We start from the raw sequence: 18,077 nt of genomic DNA on the forward strand, positions 1-18,077 counted from the left end.
CCCGCCATCTTTCCCGACCGGCTACTGTCCCTCCACATGGCATCCGTACTCCTGGTCGAGGACGACCCCGCGATACGCGCGAGGCTGGTCGAGGTGCTGACCGCACACGGCCACACGGTGCACAGCTCGGCGCACGGCTTCGAGGCGCTGCGCCAGGCGGCGCAGCGCCCCCCGGACGCCGTGGTGCTCGACCTCGGCCTGCCGGACCTGGACGGGGTGGACGTGCTGCGGATGCTGCGCGGCATCTCGCGGGTCCCGGTGCTCGTCGCGACGGCGCGCGACGATGACGACGAGGTGATCCGGCTGCTGAACGCGGGCGCCGACGACTACCTCGTCAAGCCTTTCTCCGGCGGCCAGTTGGCGGCCCGCCTCGCCGCGGTGCTGCGCCGCTCGGCGATGGCGCCGGCGCAGCGGCCGGCAGCGGCTCCGGCGGGCGCGTCCGGATCGATCCGGGTGGGCGGGCTGCTGATCGACGTCCCGGCCCGGGTGGCGTACCACGACGGCATGGAACTGCGGCTGACGCGGCGGGAGTTCGACATGCTCGCCTATCTGGCCGAGCACGCGGACCGGGTGGTGCCGCGCAGCCGCATCCTCGCGGACGTGTGGCAGCAGACGTACGTGGAGGACCAGACGGTCGACGTCCATCTGTCGGCGCTGCGCCGGAAGCTGGGCGAGCGGGCGTCGCAGCCGCGCTATCTGCACACGGTCCGCGGGGTCGGCATCAAGCTGGTGACGCCGCGATGAGACGGGCCCTGGCCGGGGTCGCGCTGGCGGTGACCTCGATGGTGGCGCTGTCCTTCCTGATCCCGCTCGCGCTGCTGGTGCAGTCCGAGGCCCGGTCCCGGGCGACGACGGTGGCCGAGCAGCGGGCCGCGGCACTGGCGCCGGTGCTCGCCCTCACCACGCGGCCGGAGGACGTCCAGCAGGCGGTGGCGGGGCTGGACTCGGGGGACCACCTGAGCGTGCGGCTGCCGGACGGGCAGGTGGTCGGGACGGTGCACGCGTCCGGGGAGGCCGTCGACCGGGCGGCCGAGGGGCGCAGGACCGTGGCCGCCGACACCTCCGCGGGCTGGGTCTACCTGCAGCCGGTGATCCTCGCCCGGGACCGGGTGGCCGTGGTGGAGGCCTTCGTCCCCCGCGCGGACCTGGACCGGGGGGTGAAGGCGTCCTGGGCGATGATGGCCGTGCTGGCGCTGGGCCTGGTGGCGGGGTCGGTGCTGGTCGCGGACCGGCTGGGCGCGCGGGTGGTGCGGGCCTCCAGGGGACTGTCCCGGGCCTCGCGCGCGCTGGGCGCCGGAGAGCTCGGCATCCGCGTCGAGCCCGCCGGGCCGCCGGAACTGCAGGAGGCGGGGGCGGCCTTCAACACGATGGCCGACCGGGTCGTCGAACTGCTCGCCACGGAACGGGAGCTGGTCGCCGATCTCTCGCACCGGCTGCGGACCCCGCTGACCCGGCTGCAGTTGGAGGCCGAGCGGATCGCCGCGCAGGTCCCCGGTTACCGGGGCGAGGATCTGGAGGCGGCGATCGCGCATCTGGAGAGCGAGATCGACTCGATCATCGACGCGGCCCGCACGCCGTTGTCGGCGCCGTCCGGGCGTCCCGACCGTGCGCGGGAGTGCGAGGCGTCGGCCGTGGTGCGCGGCCGGGTCGAGTTCTGGTCCGTCCTGGCGGCGCAGCAGGCACGGGAGTGCGTGCTGGAGGCGACGGCCGAGGCGACGGCGGTCCCGCTCGGGGAGGACGAGCTGGCGGCGGTCGTCGACGCGCTGATCGGCAATGTGTTCCGGCACACCCCCCAGGGCGCGGCGCTCGCGGTGACGGTGGAGCGGACCGGCCAGGCGGTGGTGCTCACCGTGGACGACGCGGGGCCCGGGATCAGCGACCCGGACACCGCGCGGGCCCGCGGGGTGAGCGTGGGCGGCTCCACGGGGCTGGGCCTGGACATCGTGCAGCGGGCGGCGCACGCCGCGGACGGCACGATGGAGATCGCCCGGGGGCCGCTGGGCGGCACGAGGGTGCGGGTGACGCTGGGGCTCGCCGGCGGGCCGCCTGTGGGGGGAAGGAAAGCGGCCCGACGCTCCAGGCGCCACCCGCACCCGGCCTGAGGCCGACCGGCCGCCCCAGCTGACCGGCCGGTCGGCGGTTCAGCGGGGCGTACCGAAGTCCTGGGTCCACCAAGGTCCGTTGGACGAGGTGTTGACGCCGACTCCGATCTGCTCGAAGTCGCAGTTGAGGATGTTCGCCCGGTGGCCCTCGCTGTTCATCCAGGCGTCCATCACGGCGGCGGCGGTCCGCTGGCCCACCGCTATGTTCTCGCCGAGCCTGGACCACTGGTAGCCGGCCGCATCCACGCGCCCGGCCATGGTGGACCCGTCGGGGCCGGTGTGGGAGAGGACGCCGGCGCGGGCCATCACGTCCGTGTAGTCCTGGGCGGCCTCGGTCAGCCGGTCCTCCAGGGTCACCGGGCGGCATCCGGCGGAGGCGCGCTCGATGTTGACGAGCCGGACGATCTCCGCGACGACGGAATCCTCCGCGTCCGACCGCGGCGGCTGCGCGGCGACGGTCGTCGAGGCCGGCGACGGGGTCTTCGTCCGGGTGGGTGTGGCGGTGGGCTTCGCCGTGCGGGAGTGCCGTGAGGTCGGCTTGCTCCGCTCCGGGGTGGGGGAGGCGCTGGGGCTCTCGGGCGTCGCCGTCGGGCTCGCGGTCTCGGGGCGCGCGTCGGACGCCACCGGGTCGTTCGTCTCCTGGTCGCCGACCGCGAGCGAGGCGGAGTCCTTGCCGCCGGGCCCGTTCCCGAACTGCGCCCCGGTACCGACCAGGGCGCCCGCGGCGACCGTCGCCACCGCCGCGGCCAGCGGCCAGGACCGCGCCGAGGGGCCGCGGCGGGCGCGGTGCCGTTTCCTGTGGGAACTCATGCTCGGGGTACCTCCGGACGACGCGAACTTCGCCGGGCACATCCGGGAGTGGCGTGCCGGGCACTGCGACCCTAGGCGCCCCGGGCGGAGAACTCCCCGCTCCGGAGCGGATCTTCAGGAACACATAAGGAAACGCTCAGGTAGGAGGGCGGTGCACGGGGCCAGTTCGGGTCGCGGTGTGGGAATCGTCACAGTGGCGTCCGATGGGTGTCAGCACCCATATCGGCCCGGTTCGCCCGGATGAAAGGATGAGGATCCATGGGGGGCGAAACGGACATGAATCCAACGACCGTGAAGGGAATCGAGCTGTGCCTGCTCCGCGGATGAGCACGACACCATTGCCGGGCATCGGCGTCCGGTACGACCTCACGACGCGGGACCGGCGTCATCTGTCGGTGGTCGCGCATCGCGACGGGACGCGTACGGTGAACGTGTACCGCGCCGACGACCCGGACGCGTGCGCGCAGTCCCTGCGGTTGAACGGGGCCGAGGCCATGTCGCTCATCGACGCGCTGATGCCGACGCACCACAGCCCGAACCTGCTGCACACCACCGACCTCGGCCTGGTCGCGGAGCGGATCGAACTGTCCGCGACCTCGCACTGGAACGGTCGTCTGCTCGGAGAGACCCGCATGCGCACGGACACCGGGGCCTCCATCGTCGCCGTGCTGCGCCGCGCGGACGCGATCCCCTCCCCCGCGCCGGACTACCGCCTGGCCGGCGGCGACACGCTGATCGTCATCGGCACCCGTGAGGGTATCGAGGCCGCCGCGGCGATACTCGGGCGGGAGTGAGCCCTTGCACTCCGCGGTCTTCCTCATCGAATTCGGCGCCATCATCCTGGGCCTCGGCCTGCTCGGCAGATTCGCCGGCCGATTGCGCTTCTCCCCCATCCCCCTGTATCTGCTGGCCGGTCTCGCCTTCGGCGAGGGCGGCATCCTTCCGCTGGGCACCAGCGAGGAGTTCGTGGCGATCGGCGCCGAGATCGGCGTCATCCTGCTGCTGTTGATGCTCGGCCTGGAATACACCGCGAGCGATCTGATCGGGAACCTGAAGACGCAGTATCCGTCGGGCCTGGTCGACCTCGCGCTCAACGCCCTGCCCGGCGCGGCGGCGGCGCTGCTGCTCGGCTGGGGCCCGGTGGCCGCGGTGGTGCTGGCGGGTGTGACGTGGATCTCCTCGTCCGGGGTCATCGCCAAGGTGCTGGGCGACCTGGGACGGCTCGGCAACCGCGAGACGCCGGTCATCCTGAGCATCCTGGTCCTGGAGGACCTGGCGATGGCGGTGTACCTGCCGATCCTCACCGCCCTGCTGGCCGGGGTCGGCTGGGCGGCCGGCAGTGTGACGCTGGCGGTGGCGCTGGGCGCCGCCGGCCTGGTGCTGCTGCTCGCGGTCCGCTTCGGGCGGGTCATCTCGCGGTTCGTCTCCAGCGACGACCCGGAGAAGCTGCTGCTCGTGGTCCTGGGGCTGACGCTGCTGGTGGCGGGCATCGCCCAGCAGCTGCAGGTGTCGGCGGCGGTGGGCGCGTTCCTGGTCGGCATCGCGCTGTCCGGGGAGGTCGCGGAGGGCGCGCACACCCTGCTGAGTCCGCTGCGCGATCTGTTCGCGGCCGTGTTCTTCGTCTTCTTCGGTCTGCACACCGACCCGGCCAGCATCCCGCCGGTCCTGCTGCCGGCGCTGGCGCTGGCGGTCGTCACCGCGCTCACCAAGATCGCCACCGGCTACTGGGCGGCGCGCCGCGCCGGGGTCGCGGTGCGCGGCAGGTGGCGGGCGGGCGGGGCGCTCGTGGCGCGTGGCGAGTTCTCCATCGTCATCGCGGGCCTGGGGGTCACGGCGGGCATCGAGCCCGCGCTGGGCCCGCTGGCCACGGCGTACGTGCTGCTGCTCGTGGTCTTCGGCCCGCTGACGGCCCGCTACACCGAGCCGCTGGCGCGCGCTCTGACCCGGCGCCGCGTGCCGGCGCGCAAGAACGACGCGGAGCCGGAGCGGACTCCGGCCCCCGTCCCCGGGGACTGACCGCGCGCCCTCGCGCCGCACGGACCCGCCGACGACCGAGAGGAGGCCCCGGCCGTGTCGCTGTTCTGGCGGATCTTCCTGCTCGACGCCGCCGTACTGGTGGTGGCCACGATCCTGCTGCTGGGGCCGGTCACGGTCTCCTCCCCTGTCCTGCCCGCCGAGGCGGCGGTGGTCGTGGCGGGTCTGGTCGTCATGCTGGTCGCCAACGCCGTGCTGCTCCGGCTCGGGCTCGCGCCGCTGCGCCGGCTGACCCGGGCCATGACGGCGGCGGACCTGCTCCGGCCCGGGAGCCGGCCGGCGGTCGCCGGGCACGGGGAGATCGCCGAACTCATCACCACGTTCAACACGATGCTCGACCGGCTGGAGAGCGAACGCGCCGCGGGCAGCGCCCGCGTGCTGTCCGGCCAGGAGGCCGAGCGGCGGCGCATCGCCCAGGAGCTCCACGACGAGGTCGGGCAGACCCTCACCGCGGTGCTGCTCCAGCTCAAGCACGTCTCGGAACTCGCCCCCGGCCCGCTGCGCGAGGAGCTGCACCAGGTGCGCGAGACGACCCGCGCGAGCCTCGAGGAGATCCGCCGCATCGCCCGGCGGCTGCGGCCCGGCGTCCTGGAGGAACTGGGCCTGCCCAGCGCGCTGCGGGCGCTGACCACCGAGTTCACCTCGCCGGGGCTGACGGTGGTGCACCGTCTCGCCCCCGATCTGCCGGTCCTGGACGAGCAGACCGAGCTGGTCCTCTACCGGGTCGCCCAGGAGGGCCTGACCAACACCGCCCGTCACGCTGGCGCCCACCGTGTGGACCTCGTGCTGGAACGCGCTGCCGACGGGGCCCGCCTGATCGTCCGCGACGACGGCAAGGGCCTCGGCGCCGCCCCGGAGGGCGCCGGGATCCGGGGCATGCGCGAGCGCGCCCTGCTGATCGGCGCCCGGCTCGCACTCGGCCCGGGGCCGGAGGGCGGCACCGAGGTGCGGCTCGAGGTTCCCGCGCGTCCCGCGCATCCCGCGCACGAGGAGGAGCACTGACCGTGCCCGAAGCGGCGAAGACCCGGATCCTGCTCGCCGACGACCACGCGCTGGTGCGCCGCGGCGTACGGATGATCCTCGACGACGAACCGGACCTGGTCGTCGTCGCGGAGGCCGGAGACGGGGCCGAAGCCGTCGAGCAGGCCCGCACCCACGAACTCGACCTCGCCGTCCTCGACATCGCCATGCCCCGCCTCACCGGGCTCCAGGCGGCCCGTGAACTCTCCCGGCTCCGGCCCGGACTGCGGATCCTCATGCTGACGATGCACGACAACGAGCAGTTCTTCTTCGAGGCACTGCGCGCCGGGGCGAGCGGCTACGTCCCGAAGTCCGTCGCCGACCGCGACCTCGTGGAGGCCTGCCGCGCCGCCATGCGCGACGAGCCGTTCATCTACCCGGGCGCGCTCACCGCGCTCGTGCGCAATCTCCTGGACCGCGCGCGGCAGGGCGAGCCGCTGCCCGCGCGCGCCGTCACCGACCGTGAGGAGGAGATCCTGAAGCTGGTCGCGGAGGGCCACACCTCCAAGGAGATCGGCGACATCCTCTTCATCAGCGCCAAGACCGTCGAGCGGCACCGTGCCAACATCCTGCAGAAACTGGGCCTGCGCGACCGTCTGGAACTCACCCGGTACGCGATCCGGGCCGGCCTGATCGAACCATGAGCGGAGGCGCGATGGGTGGCTGGGGCAGCGGCAACTTCGACGAGGACACGGCGGCGGACCATCTGTCCCTGCACACTGGCAGGTTGGTCCGGGAGGTCACGGAGGCGATGGCCGGCGCCCCCGAGGCGCTGGAGCCCGACGAGTACTGGGGCGTGGCCGTGCCCTGCAACGTGGAGCTGCTGCACCTGATCGCCGCGCAGGGCTGGGCCGGCACCGTGCTCCCCGGGGCCGCGACGGTCCGGGAGTGGAAGGCGGCCTACCTCGCCGTCTGGGACGGCGCGGTCGACGGCCTGGCCCCCTCGGCGGAGTACCGCGTCGAACGGCGCGAGGTCATCGCCCGCACCTTCGACCGGCTGGCGGAACTCGCCGAGCGCAGGGGGTAGTCGGTGCTCCCGGTGGGCGGAGGCGCCGCAGAGGGGAGGCGGCCGCGCGTACGGGTGCACGGGCGCCGGCGACGTCGCGGCAGTCCACGGCGCGCCGGTCCGCGCCCGTCCGCCGCCGGTCCGCCGCCCGGTGGACGACGTTTCAGGCCGCCTCTTCCGCGGCCTTCCGCCCTTCCCCGGGCCGGGGCGCGCCCGCCGCCCGGTCGCGGGGCAGGGCCACCAGTGCCACGCCGACGGCGAAGCCGAGGGCGGGCAGTACGGGGAACCGGCCGTCGGGGGCGAAGCCGTACACCGCCCAGAAGGCGAGGGCGACCGTGCCGCAGGCCAGGCCGAGCCACAGCGGCTCGGAGCGGCGGGGGAGGCCGCCGGCCGCGGGGTCGACGGCCCGGAGCAGGCGCGTCAGCGCGCGCTCCAGCGGCCGTAGCAGGATCATGACGCCGCCCAGGAACACCGCGAGCAGCACCAGCCACGGCGCGCGCAGCGCCCACCAGGCCGGCGTCCCGAAGGCGGTGTCGGGCGCGAGGCCGACGAGATAGAACACGGCGGCGAGCAGCACGGGCAGCATGTGCCAGAGGTAGAAGGTCATGCTCGCACCGCCCAGGAACCGGACCGCCCGCCACACCCTCTCGCGTTCCAGCGCTCGCCGGACGACCGGCGCGGCCAGCAGGCACGCGCCGACCTGGGCGACCACCCAGGCGAGCATGGCCGCCGAGGGCGGGTCGGTGTTGCCGACGGTCTCCCCGGTGACCCGGATCAGACTCACCGGATACGGCCCGAAGGTGATCAGCGCCGTGAACGCGAACGCGCCACCGAGCGCCATCGCGGCCGGAGTCGCCCGGGACGGCAGTCCGCGGCGCCGCGTCAGCTGCCCGTCCCGCCAGCAGAACCCGAGCTGATACGCCATGCCCCAGACCAGCAGGTAGTTGAGCAGCCCCGTATACGCGGGGGCGCCCGCCCACAGCACCAGCGCGTCCGCCGCCACCGCGACCGCGCCCATCACCACGGGGACCCGCAACCCCCAGCGGCGGTGCGCCCGGTGCAGTAGCGGTGTCAGGGCGCTGAGCAGCAGATACACCGGCAGGAACCAGAACTGCATCGCCATCGCCCACCCCGCCAGCTGCAGCGTCGGCCGGTCCACGCCGGACGCCGAACAGACGGCGACGGCGAGGAGCACCAGCCCGCAGTAGGCGGCCGTCGGCAGCAGCAGCCGCAGCGCCCGCCGGGCCACCCATGGCGCGGCCGCGCCGCCCGCCGCGCGGGTGCGCGACCAGGAGCCGCCCGCCGCGTGGCCTCCGGCCAGGAAGAACAGCGGCATGATCTGGAAGCCCAGGGTCAGCCACTGCGTCCAGGGGATCTCCGCCAGGAGCTCCGGCGCGACGATCCCCCCGCCCGGCTCGCGAACCAGGGCGGTGATCAGCCAGTGGCCGAGGACCACCAGGCAGATCGCCAGGGCCCGCAGGAAGTCGACGTAACGGTCTCGGTCCATGCCGGCTCATGTTGCCGCACCCGTGTCCGGGCCGCCGCGAATGGTGTCCCCTGCAACCGATTCGTGCCCGGAGCGCGACCTGACCGGCGTAAGAGCCCGCGCCGCCGCTAAATCGCTTGCGGGGCCCGCCCGTCGGGGCGAGGCTGGCCGGTCGGCCGGACATGAGGAGGGGAGCCGCGGATGGCGGACGAGGAACAAGAGGAGCAGCAGGACGTGTCCCTGTGGCGGTTGGCGGACCTGGTGACCCCGATGGCGCTGCGCACCGCGGCGACGCTCAACGTGGCGGACCACCTGGCGGACGGCCCCCGTACGGCGACCGAACTGGCCCAGGCCACCGGGGCCGACTCGGGGGCGCTGGACCGGTTGCTGCGGTATCTCACCGGGATCGGTGTGTTCGGCCGGGACGCGGGCGGACGGTACGCGCTGACGGCCCGGGGAGCGGAGCTGCGGTCGGACCACCCGGGCGGGCTGCGGGACTGGCTGGACACCGAGGGCGGCCTCGGCCGTGCGGAACTGTCCTTCGTGCACCTGCCGCACGGCGTGCGCACGGGCACCGCCGCCTTCCCGCTCCAGTACGGCCGCGGCTTCTGGGAGGACCTGGCGGCCGACCCGGAGCGGACCCGCTCGTTCGACCGCGCGATGGGGGTCGACGTCGCCGAGTGGGCGGCCGCGCTGATCCCCGCGTACGACTGGGCCGCGCTGGGGCACGTGGTCGACGTGGGCGGCGGCAACGGGACACTGCTGGCCGCGCTGCTCACCGCCTTCCCCGGGTTGCGCGGTACCGTGCTCGACCAGCCCGCCACGGCCGCGGCGGCACGCGGGACGCTGGAGGCGGCCGGACTCGCGGGCCGCGGCGACGCGGTCGAGGGCAGCTTCTTCGACGCGCTGCCCAAGGGGGCCGGCGGCTATCTGCTCTGCGCGATCCTCCACGACTGGGACGACGACTCGGCACGGGCCGTGCTGCGCCGCTGCGCGGAGGCCGCCGGAGAGCACGGCCGGGTGATCGTCGTGGAGAAGGTCGGCGCCGATCACGAGTCGACGGTGCCCGCGATGGACCTGCGCATGCTCGTGTACTTCGGCGGCCGGGAGCGCGGGGTCGCCGCGCTGACCGCGCTCGGCGCGGACGCCGGGCTGCGGGTGTCGGCGGTGCGCACCGCCGGCGACATCGGGATCGTCGAGTTCACGGCCGCCTGAGCGCGCCCTTGCCGCCCCGGCCCCCGGGCGGCAAGGCGGCAGACGGCGGGCGGCGGGCGGCGGGCGCCGGAGACGTGCTCGCGCCGTCACCGCCCGAGGCCAGGGGCGCCCCGGACCCGGGACCGCCGTTCCGTCCCCGTGTCACCCGCGGCCCCGGCGGCCGGCGCGGCAGGCGATGCGCGACCGCGCACGTGGCGGCGCCGCCGGGACCCGAGGCGGTGCGCGGCACCCCGCCGCACCCCGGGCGGGCGTCGGCCCGGGGGGGCATGATTCGTCAGCGCAGCGTCGGCACCGAGCCGCCCTCCGCCCACGTCACCTCGACGCCGGTCAGGCCCCGGGACCAGGCGGCGGCGATCGCGGCGAGTTCCCCGGCGCCGGGCGGGGCGGGCCCGAGCCCGACGGCGTAATGGGCGGAGCGCGCGGTGGCGCGGTAGGGGCGGGGCCAGGCGTGGACGGCGGGGGTGCCGGCGTCCTCCAGCGCGGTGAGGAGCGCGCGGACACGGCCCCGGAACCGTCCGAGGGTGTCCTCGAACTCCGCCTCCGTCGCCCCGTGGACGGCCAGTACGGCCCACGCCGCGTGGCGGCGGTGCAGCGGGGGCGGGTCGGCGGGTCCGGGCCGGGGCCCGGCGCCCGTGCCGGCGGCGGACTCCAGCAGTTCCCACGCCCGGTAGAGCTCCTGGGCGAGCAGGTCACGGCCGTCCGGGCCGACCTGCGCCGTGCAGAGGCGGACCGGCTCGGTCGGGGTGGCGATGGACACCGCGGGCCCCGGTTCCCTTGCGGCGCCCACGGGTTGACGCCAGTCCCAGGCGGCCCAGGTGGCGAAGAAGTGCCGGAGCAGTTCGCCGTCGGGCACGCCGGGGGCATCGCGCACGGTGCGGGCGGCGAGCAGCGCCCAGGCCAGACCGGGCAGGCCGCCGAAGGGAGCGGAGTCCAGGCCGCGTGCCCCGGCCCAGGCCTTGACCTCGCGGGCGAGGTCCGCGAAGCGTTCGTGGCCACGGGCGAGTTCGAGGACGGCGTCGGCGTCGCTGACCGCGCTGAGCGCCACGGCGGCGGCATCGCCCAGCTCGGCGCGGCGGGCCACGGCCTCCTCGGGGTCGAGGTCCCCGGTGGCGACGACGACGAGGTCGACGTCCAGGTCGCCGACGCGGAAACGGAGCCCGGGGACGCGTGCGCCCGTCACCAGCCGGACGCGCGTCGCCTCCGGCAGCGCGGCGGTCACCTTGGCCCGGACCTCCGCCATGTCGGCGGTGCCCGGCAGTGCCGCGACGAGGTCGAGGTCGGCGCCGGGGAGCGCGCAGCCCATGCGGCGGGAGCCGGCGACGTGGACCACGCCGCCGGTCAGGGCCCGCGCGACACGCCGTGCGGTCCGCCGGGCGTGCGGGACGTCATCGGGTGGGCCGCCGCCACCGGCCTCGTCCGCGGGGCCCGACGCGGTGCCCGAGGCGAGGCCCGACGCAGTGCCCGACGCGGTGCCGGCCCCCGTCTCGGGGCCCGTCGCGGTGTCGGGCACCCAGCGCACCTCCCCCGTGCCCAGCTCGACCGTGGCCCGGACCCGCATCGGCTCGTCTCCGCGCCGCGAGAGCAGGACGAGTTCGCCGACCCGCGCCGTCGTCCCGCCCAGGCGGCCGGCGCAGTCGGCGGCGACCCGCAGCGGGTCGTGGGTGCGGCCGAGCGACAGATGCGGGGTGAAGCCCTCCGCGCGGCCGCGGCAGCGCGGGAAGCGGCGGGCGAGCGCGTGCCGGAGGTCCGCCCAGGAGGTGCCGTCGCCGGCCGCCGGGTCGAGCCAGACGGTGGCGTCCTCGCGGTGCCCGAAGGTGTGCACCCCGTCGAGACGCGCGGTGAAGGGGCGGACGGTGGCCGCGGCCGCGGAGAGTAGGGGCGCGGCGCGCTCGAACGCGGACTCCGGCACGAAGCCGAAGAGCAGGTTCACATGCGGGGGCCAGCGGTGGATCTGCGGATCGTGGTCGCGGCGGACGGCCTGGATGGCCGGCCACAGCTCCGGCGGCGGCAGCCAGGCCACGGCGGTGCGCGCGGTGGGCGGCAGATCGAGGACGTCGGTGCCCTCGTCCTCGCCCTCGGCGGCGAGGGCCAGGGTGACCTCCACGCCGTAGTGGTCGGAGACGAACAGCCCCTCGGCCGTGGGGGTGTCGCCCCGCAGCGCGGCCCCGGTGACGCGCGGTCCGCGCTCGCTCAGCAGCACGCGGTCGAGCCGTGAGGCGCGTCCGCTCAGGGAGGAGACGGCCGCCAGGGGATTGGCCGACGGATCGAAGGTGGGCGTGCCGTCGTCCGGCCCGTGCGCCTCCGTCCAGGCGTCGCGCAGGCCCAGGGTGAGCGCCGGTGTGTCGCCGCCGTCGTTGAAGTCGCCGAGCAGGAGCAGACCGCCCTCCACTGCGGCAAGTCCCTCGGCGAGGCGGGCGAGTTCGGCCCGGCGCCGCGCCGGGCCGTCGTCGGAGTGGTCGCTGGTGAGGTGGGTGGCGGCGACCACGAGCGGCCCGGCGGCCGTCTCGACGGTGATCGCGGCGACGGCCTTGTGGGGGCCGAGGGCGTGCAGGGCGGCCTCCCGTACGGGCAGCCGGCTCAGCAGCAGCACCCCGCTGTCGTCGGTGTCCCTCCCGTCGGGGTCGGTGCCGAGGGTGTAGCGGGAACGCACCCAGGGGGCCCGCAGCAGCATGTCGAGCAGCGCGGGCTCCACCTCCTGCAGGGCGATGACGTCCGCGTCCGCCTCCTCCAGGGCGCGCAGGAGGAGGGGGCGGCGGCGCTCGGTGTCGATGCGGTGGCTGTCGTACCGGTCCCACAGGGTGTTCCAGGTCAGGACGCGCAGCGTGCCGTGCGGTGCCGCCGCCCGGCCGGGCGCGTGCTCGACGGGCCGCCAGCCCCGCTCGGCGTCGTAGGCGTGCGGGACGCGGGCCGTGAAGAACGGCGGGCGCAGCAGGAGCGGGTCGTGTACGCGTCCGGCGTCGGTGGCGTCGATGCGGTCGGTGCCGGTGGCGCGGTCCCAGACGAGCTCGCCGTCCGCCTCCACGAACAGCACGCGGTGCCAGGGGATGTCGCCGCCGGGCACGAAGGCGGGCAGCGGGATCCGCTTGGGCGCGGCGCCGCGCTGGTGCACGCCGAGGACGAAGCGGGCCGGGTCGAACCGGGCGTCCCAGCGGACCCGGTGGTAGATCTCCTCGCTGGTACGCATGTCACGCCTCCTGTCCGGCCGCGGCGCCGCCGAGCGAGCCGTCGGTGTCCTCGACGGTGCCGCCCGCGCCGACGTACCAGGTGCGATGGGCCTCACCGGGGTACGGCGGGGTGAACCGGCGGCTCTGCGCGGTCAGCACGGCGGGCGGCACCGGGTGGGCGCGGCCGGCGTTGCGCCGAGCCAGTTCCTCCTCGTCGACCAGGGTCACCACATGGGTGATCAGGGCGTCGCGGCGGCGGGCCACCGCGTGCACCAGGGAGCGCTGGTGCGGGTTGAGGGATGTCGCGTCCCACACCACCGTCGCACGCCCGGCCAGCGCGGTGTCGAGCCTGCGCAGTCCCTCGCGCAGGACGTCGGCGTTGCCGCGCTGGTCGGCGCGGGAGCCGCGGGCCGAGCGCAGGTCGTCCAGGCCGATGCGGACGGCGGTGCCGGGCAGCGCCCCGGCGAAGGTGCTCTTGCCGCTGCCCGCGGGCCCGGTCAGGTGGATCAGGCGGGGGAACTCCCCGGAACGCCACCGCCAGGTGGCGGCCACGGCCTCCTCCACGCCGCCGATCCGCCCGGCGGCGTACGCGGCACGTGCCTCCGCCCAGCAGCGGTCGGCGGCGTCCGTGTCGAGGCCGGCGAGGGCCTCGCGCAGTCCGGACCGCAGGGGCCGCAGCGGGTCGGGGCCGAGGAGACCGGCCTCCTCCGCGTGCAGTGCCGACCACTCGGTCTGCTCGCGGGCCCCGGCATCGGGCGCGGCGGCGGCCGCCACGGCGTGGAGCACGCCCAGGTCGGCGGCGAACGCCATGCGGGCCAGGCCTGCCGCGCGGTCCTCGTCGGGGTACGGGCGGTGCAGCGCCGCGTGCAGTCCGCCCAGGTCGGCGATGCGGCGGGCCTGCGCCATGCCGAGCGGTCCGGCGAGGCGGGCCGCGAGACGGGCGCGCGGCGTGTCGTGGAGCAGGGCGGCGAGGACCCCGGCCAGCCGGGCGTCCCCGGTGCGTCCCAGGACGTCCAGCCGGGCGGAGACGTCGGCCGCGCGTGCGGCCGCTCCGGGGCCGGGAGCGCCGGCGCCCACGGCGGCGGTGAGCGCCGCGGCGTCGGGGGCCGCGCCGGAGCGCACCGACCACAGCGGGGCGGCCGGGCCGAGCCCGTTCTCGACGACGGCGGCGTGCATCCAGTGCGTGCCGGTCGTCACATGGCCGCCGCGTACCCACTTGGCCACGTGGCGGCCGAACTCCTCGTACCGGAAGCCCTCGACGGTGCGGACGACGTATCCCTCCTGCCGCGCGGTGTCCAGGCGCAGGGCGCGCAGCGCGCGCTCGTCGTACGCGCCGCGCCACAGCACGGGCGGCACCGGGATGCCGAGTCGCCGCAGGAAGCGGACCGTGCGGTCCCAGTCCAGGCAGTGGTCGCCGTCCCACACGGAGAAGCCGTGGAACCAGCTGTCGAGGTCCTCGTACGCGAGGGAGTGGCGGGCGTGCAGATTCTCCCCGCACACCCGCCACCCGGGCGGGAGACGGGGGCCGATCCGGCCCTGGAGCGCCTTGACCCACGCGCGGGAGGGATGGTGCGCCGAGTCGAGGGAGCGGGCGTGCATCCCGTCCCGGTAGAGCGTGGTGTTCTCGCCGTCGAGCTTCTCGGTCACGACGACCTCGCGGCCCCGGAGCGCGCCGGGGTCCGCGGCTCGGATGTCGTCCGGCGTGGCCCCGGGCGACCAGGGCAGGTGCGGAGTGCGTGGATAGTGCGTGCGCATGGTGCCGGATTCCCCCGTGACGATGTGGTGCGCGATCACTGTAGGAGCGCCGCAACCCGCGGAGCCACCGCTTAATCGGGGGGCCGTCGGGCGGAGGGAGTGCGCCCGCGGAACGGACGGTCGATGCCGGTGCGGTGCTGCCGGCTCCCCGGGGCCCCGCTCGCGGACAACGTCCCCCCGTGATCGCGATGGGGTCGGGAGGGGCCGCAAAATGCGTGGTGGCGGCGGGGAGTGGGCGCAATGATGGGCGCGTGACGTTCCTGGAGGTCGCCTGCGACGAGTCGGGCTCGGACGGCGAGAACCTGATCGGCGGGAACACGGATGTCTTCGCCCACGCGGGCGTGTGCGTCGCGGAGGACGCCGCCGCCGGGGCGCTGCGGGAGATACGGGAGCGGATCCGGTCGCCCGCCGAGGAGTACAAGGCCAACCACCTGCTGCGGGAGAAGCACCGCGCGGTGCTGGAGTGGTTGCTCGGACCCGCGGGCCCGTTGCACGGTCACGCGTCCGTACACCTCACCGACAAGGCGTACTTCGTGCTCACGGCGGTCCTCGACGTGCTGGCCGGGGGGCCGGCCGCGGCGGCCACGGCGGCGGTGCTGTACCGCGAGGGGCGGGGCACGGCCGAGCCGTCGGGGTGGCAGGCGTTCCTGCGGGCCGCCAACGACCTGGTGCGCAGGAGGAACCACGAGGACGGGGAGGCGCCGGTCGACGCGTTCTACCGGGCACTGGAGGCGCTGCGTCCGGAACCCGGCGGGGACGGCGACCCATCCGGGGTCCTCGACATGCTGCGGCGGGCCAGACCCCGGGCGGAGGCGTTCCGGGCGCGGCTCGCGGCGGAGCCGGGGGCGGTCGAGCCACTGGATCCGCTCTTCCCCGCGCTGGAGCGTACGGTGGCGCGTTGGGGCGAGGGCGGGGCGCCGGTGCACGTCGTGCACGACCGGCAGAACACGCTCACCGAGGAACGGATCGCACGGCTCGGGGCGTCACTGCCCCCGGGCCGCCGCCTGGCGGGGCTGCGGCTGGCCGAGTCGCGCCACGACCCGCGGATCCAGCTCGCCGATTTCCTCGCCGGGGTGGCGCGGAAGCTGGCCTCGGACGAACTCGCGGGCCGCGGCGACCCGGTGCTGACCGGTCTGCTGCGCCCCTACGTGGATCCGCTCTCGGTGTGGGGCGACGACCGGAGCTGGTCGCGGCTGGGACCCGAGCCGTCCGCGACCGGGCCCGGGCCGACGCCGCGTCAGCCGGCGCCGATGAGCGTCGTGACGCGGTGCGCCGTCGCGGCGGAGTAGCCCTGCCCGCGGTCGCGCGGCGGGATCCGCCCGCCGCAGCCGGCCGCGGCACCGCCGGGGGCCTCGTCGGGGCGGCGAGGTCGACCACCCGGCGGCGGGGCCGGCGGTCAGCGCTGCCAGAGGAACGCGGCCCGCTCGCAGGGCCGGCAGACGAAGATGTAACCCAGGCCCCCGCCGCCGAAGTTCGCGGAGGTGGTGTGGTCGTGGCCCTCCTCCAGTTCCGCCGTGAACGCCATGGGCGCGGCGCAGGAGGGGCAGGACGGGGTCTCGTCGTTCTGCAGCCAGTCCGGCTCGCCGCCGAGCCGTCCGAGGACGGGGGCCGCCGTGGCGGTGTCGTCGGGACGCGGGCGCAGCGCGGTGACGGCTCCGAGGAGCGTCTCGCCCTCGGCGGGGACCTCGGCCGGGGTGAGCGGGGCGCTGAACAGGTAGGCGCGGTTGCCGCCCGAGCCGGCGTCCCAGTCGTCGCACATGCCCGGGTCGTTCTGGCAGAAGAAGACGGCGACCGCACCGCCGTCGACGGGCAGGTGCGCGAGGAACTGCAGGGCCCCGTCGCAGTTCCGGCAGGTCGGCCAGACGAAGCCCTCGGGGACGAGCGGGACTCCGCCGGTACGGAGGACGGGCGCGTCGGGGGCGGTCTCCCCGCCGTGGGTCAGCAGCACGGCGACAGCCTAGGCAGTGCCCTGCCGTGCGCGCTGGGCGGGTTCGCGGCCGGCCGGCATGGCGGAGGTCGCGACACCGCCCTGCCGTGCCCACGCGGCGGGTTCACCGGCCCGCGGCCCTCGGGGGCACGCACGTCACGGCCAGGCCCGCGGCCGCCAGGTAGGCGAGCGCGCCGCCGGTCATGGCGACGCGCAGCCCCGTCCCGTAGTCGGCGGCGGTGGCGAGCAGGGTGCCGCCGAGTGCCACGCCGCTGGCGCTGCCGATCTGGCGGGCCGTGTTGAACAGGGCCGACGCAGTCCCCGAGTAGCCCGGGGGCGCGGCCTCCAGCACGGTGGTGGTCGCGCCGGTGAGGGCGAAGGAGGTGCCGAACCCGGCGGCCATCATGGGGGCGACGAGCAGTGGGTAGGCGGGATCGGTTCCCGCCGCGGCCCAGCCGGCCAGCCCGAGGGCGGCGAGCAGCATTCCGCCGATCACCAGCGGGCGGTCGCCGGTCCTGCGGGCCAGCCGCCCGGACAGGACGGAGGCGAACATGGTCATCGCCACCGCCGGGAAGAGCGCGAGCCCGGTGCCGAGGGCACTGAAGCCGCGCTGGTGCTGGAAGTACAGGCTGGCCGTGAACACCATGCCGTAGAAGGCGAAGTTGAAGAGCAGTCCGATGAGGGAGCCGCCGCCGATCGCCCGCGAGCGCAGCATGCCGGGCGGGATCGCGGGCGACCGGGCCAGCCGCTCGCGCAGGGCGAAGGCGGCCGCCGCGAGCACGGCCAGACCGGCCCCCGCGAGGACCGCGGGATCGGACCACCCCCGGCGGCCCGCCTCGTTGAGTACGGCGGTGAGCAGGGCGACCGCGGCCACGACCGCGCACTGCGCCGGCCAGTCCAGGGCCCGGTCGGCGCGCCGTGGCGAGGGGGCCACATGCCGCAGCGTGAGCGCCAGGCAGGCGATGCCCACCGGCAGGTTGACGAGGAACACCCAGCGCCAGCCCACCGTGGAGACGAGCAGCCCGCCGAGCAGCGGGCCGGCGGAGGCCGCGATGCCCGCCATCGAGCCCCACAGCCCGACGGCCCGCGATCGCGCGGCGGAAGCCGGGTAGGCCTGCTGGAGCAGTGCGAGCGAGCCGGGCACGATCAGCGCGGCGCCGACTCCCTCCGCCAGCCGGGCGGCCACCAGGGCCGGGGCGTCCCGCGCGAGGGCGCAGGCGGCCGAGGAGGCGGTGAACACGGCCACCCCGGTGCAGAAGATCCGGCGGTTCCCCAGCCTGTCGCCCAGCGCGCCTCCGGTCAGCAGCAGCCCGGCGAACACCATCGTGTAGCCGTCGGTGATCCACTGGATCCCGGTGAGCGAGGCCGGCAGTTCGCGGCCCACCACGGGCACGGCGACGTTGATGACGGTCACGTCCAGGATGACCATGAAGTATCCGGCGCACACCGCGAACAGCGGCGCCCGGGGCCATCGCCCGGCATCCGGGCCCGGCCCGGCGGCGGGTGCGGGCCCGCCTCCGCCGGCCGTCTCCGCGAACGGCACGTCCTCGACCTCATC

General features: G+C 75.7%; 15 protein-coding genes. 9 read left to right on the forward strand and 6 right to left on the reverse strand.

Translation table 11 applies throughout. The features are described from left to right. Nucleotides 1–36: 36 nt before the first annotated feature. The gene (locus tag AB0F62_RS19830) at nucleotides 37–744 is read left to right on the forward strand and encodes a response regulator transcription factor (RefSeq protein ID WP_361800284.1); all 708 of its coding nucleotides are present in this window, start codon (nucleotides 37–39) and stop codon (nucleotides 742–744) included. Further along, nucleotides 741–2,102, forward strand: a complete 1,362-nt coding sequence (locus tag AB0F62_RS19835) for a HAMP domain-containing sensor histidine kinase (protein WP_361800287.1) — start codon at nucleotides 741–743, stop codon at nucleotides 2,100–2,102. The genes AB0F62_RS19830 and AB0F62_RS19835 overlap by 4 nt, the downstream gene beginning before the upstream one ends. Nucleotides 2,103–2,141: 39 nt before the next feature. Here the strand turns inward: AB0F62_RS19835 and AB0F62_RS19840 are convergent, their stop codons facing one another. Then, nucleotides 2,142–2,912 carry a CAP domain-containing protein gene (locus AB0F62_RS19840; RefSeq protein WP_361800290.1) on the reverse strand — a complete coding sequence of 257 codons (771 nt, stop codon included), beginning with the start codon at nucleotides 2,910–2,912 and terminating at the stop codon, nucleotides 2,142–2,144. A gap of 323 nt (nucleotides 2,913–3,235) precedes the next feature. On the opposite strand from AB0F62_RS19840, the gene AB0F62_RS19845 reads away from it, so the two are divergent. The 5 genes from AB0F62_RS19845 to AB0F62_RS19865 are packed head-to-tail and all read left to right on the forward strand — an operon-like array spanning nucleotide 3,236 to nucleotide 6,993. Further along, nucleotides 3,236–3,706, forward strand: a complete 471-nt coding sequence (locus AB0F62_RS19845; protein ID WP_361800293.1) for a TrkA C-terminal domain-containing protein — start codon at nucleotides 3,236–3,238, stop codon at nucleotides 3,704–3,706. A gap of 4 nt (nucleotides 3,707–3,710) precedes the next feature. Then, nucleotides 3,711–4,928, forward strand: coding sequence for a cation:proton antiporter (locus AB0F62_RS19850; RefSeq protein ID WP_361800296.1), 1,218 nt, complete (start codon nucleotides 3,711–3,713; stop codon nucleotides 4,926–4,928). A 54-nt stretch (nucleotides 4,929–4,982) separates the two neighbouring features. Further along, complete coding sequence (locus AB0F62_RS19855) at nucleotides 4,983–5,948, forward strand: HAMP domain-containing sensor histidine kinase (RefSeq protein ID WP_361800299.1); 966 nt, start codon at nucleotides 4,983–4,985, stop codon at nucleotides 5,946–5,948. A gap of 2 nt (nucleotides 5,949–5,950) precedes the next feature. After that, complete coding sequence (locus tag AB0F62_RS19860) at nucleotides 5,951–6,610, forward strand: response regulator transcription factor (RefSeq protein WP_361800302.1); 660 nt, start codon at nucleotides 5,951–5,953, stop codon at nucleotides 6,608–6,610. Continuing rightward, a complete protein-coding gene (locus AB0F62_RS19865; RefSeq protein ID WP_361800305.1) occupies nucleotides 6,607–6,993 on the forward strand; it encodes a DUF4259 domain-containing protein in 387 nt (128 codons plus the stop codon). Before AB0F62_RS19860 ends, AB0F62_RS19865 begins: the two co-directional genes overlap by 4 nt. 142 nt (nucleotides 6,994–7,135) lie before the next feature. Here AB0F62_RS19865 and AB0F62_RS19870 read toward each other — a convergent pair whose 3' ends face one another. After that, nucleotides 7,136–8,479: an acyltransferase gene (locus tag AB0F62_RS19870; protein WP_361800308.1), complete on the reverse strand. Its 1,344-nt coding sequence runs from the start codon at nucleotides 8,477–8,479 to the stop codon at nucleotides 7,136–7,138. A 180-nt stretch (nucleotides 8,480–8,659) separates the two neighbouring features. On the opposite strand from AB0F62_RS19870, the gene AB0F62_RS19875 reads away from it, so the two are divergent. After that, nucleotides 8,660–9,673, forward strand: a complete 1,014-nt coding sequence (locus AB0F62_RS19875) for a methyltransferase (protein WP_361800311.1) — start codon at nucleotides 8,660–8,662, stop codon at nucleotides 9,671–9,673. Between the two features lie 274 nt (nucleotides 9,674–9,947). Here the strand turns inward: AB0F62_RS19875 and AB0F62_RS19880 are convergent, their stop codons facing one another. Then, entirely contained in the window at nucleotides 9,948–12,857 is a 2,910-nt protein-coding gene (locus AB0F62_RS19880; RefSeq protein ID WP_361800314.1) for a poly(A) polymerase, read from the reverse strand. A 1-nt stretch (nucleotide 12,858) separates the two neighbouring features. After that, a complete protein-coding gene (locus AB0F62_RS19885) occupies nucleotides 12,859–14,592 on the reverse strand; it encodes an RNA ligase family protein (protein ID WP_361800317.1) in 1,734 nt (577 codons plus the stop codon). A gap of 251 nt (nucleotides 14,593–14,843) precedes the next feature. Between AB0F62_RS19885 and AB0F62_RS19890 the strand changes: the two genes are divergently transcribed. After that, entirely contained in the window at nucleotides 14,844–15,881 is a 1,038-nt protein-coding gene (locus AB0F62_RS19890; RefSeq protein WP_361800320.1) for a DUF3800 domain-containing protein, read from the forward strand. Nucleotides 15,882–15,988: 107 nt separating this feature from the next. On the opposite strand, the gene AB0F62_RS19895 is transcribed toward AB0F62_RS19890, so the two are convergent. Together AB0F62_RS19895 and AB0F62_RS19900 are read right to left on the reverse strand one after the other, a co-directional pair. After that, complete coding sequence (locus AB0F62_RS19895; protein WP_361800323.1) at nucleotides 15,989–16,540, reverse strand: hypothetical protein; 552 nt, start codon at nucleotides 16,538–16,540, stop codon at nucleotides 15,989–15,991. Nucleotides 16,541–16,643: 103 nt separating this feature from the next. Beyond that, nucleotides 16,644–18,062, reverse strand: a complete 1,419-nt coding sequence (locus AB0F62_RS19900; RefSeq protein WP_361800326.1) for an MFS transporter — start codon at nucleotides 18,060–18,062, stop codon at nucleotides 16,644–16,646. Nucleotides 18,063–18,077: the final 15 nt, after the last annotated feature.

The organism is Streptomyces sp. NPDC026673 (assembly GCF_040638135.1).
Taxonomy (GTDB): Bacteria; Actinomycetota; Actinomycetes; order Streptomycetales; family Streptomycetaceae; genus Actinacidiphila.

What these genes read in the sequence shown, in the direction of transcription:
- AB0F62_RS19885 (WP_361800317.1), bottom strand. Translation starts at nt 14,592, where the DNA reads ATGCGCACGCACTATCCACGCACTCCGCACCTGCCCTGGTCGCCCGGG.
- AB0F62_RS19870 (WP_361800308.1), bottom strand. Translation starts at nt 8,479, where the DNA reads ATGGACCGAGACCGTTACGTCGACTTCCTGCGGGCCCTGGCGATCTGC.
- AB0F62_RS19880 (WP_361800314.1), bottom strand. Translation starts at nt 12,857, where the DNA reads ATGCGTACCAGCGAGGAGATCTACCACCGGGTCCGCTGGGACGCCCGG.
- AB0F62_RS19865 (WP_361800305.1), top strand. Translation starts at nt 6,607, where the DNA reads ATGAGCGGAGGCGCGATGGGTGGCTGGGGCAGCGGCAACTTCGACGAG.
- AB0F62_RS19875 (WP_361800311.1), top strand. Translation starts at nt 8,660, where the DNA reads ATGGCGGACGAGGAACAAGAGGAGCAGCAGGACGTGTCCCTGTGGCGG.
- AB0F62_RS19830 (WP_361800284.1), top strand. Translation starts at nt 37, where the DNA reads ATGGCATCCGTACTCCTGGTCGAGGACGACCCCGCGATACGCGCGAGG.
- AB0F62_RS19835 (WP_361800287.1), top strand. Translation starts at nt 741, where the DNA reads ATGAGACGGGCCCTGGCCGGGGTCGCGCTGGCGGTGACCTCGATGGTG.
- AB0F62_RS19845 (WP_361800293.1), top strand. Translation starts at nt 3,236, where the DNA reads ATGAGCACGACACCATTGCCGGGCATCGGCGTCCGGTACGACCTCACG.
- AB0F62_RS19840 (WP_361800290.1), bottom strand. Translation starts at nt 2,912, where the DNA reads ATGAGTTCCCACAGGAAACGGCACCGCGCCCGCCGCGGCCCCTCGGCG.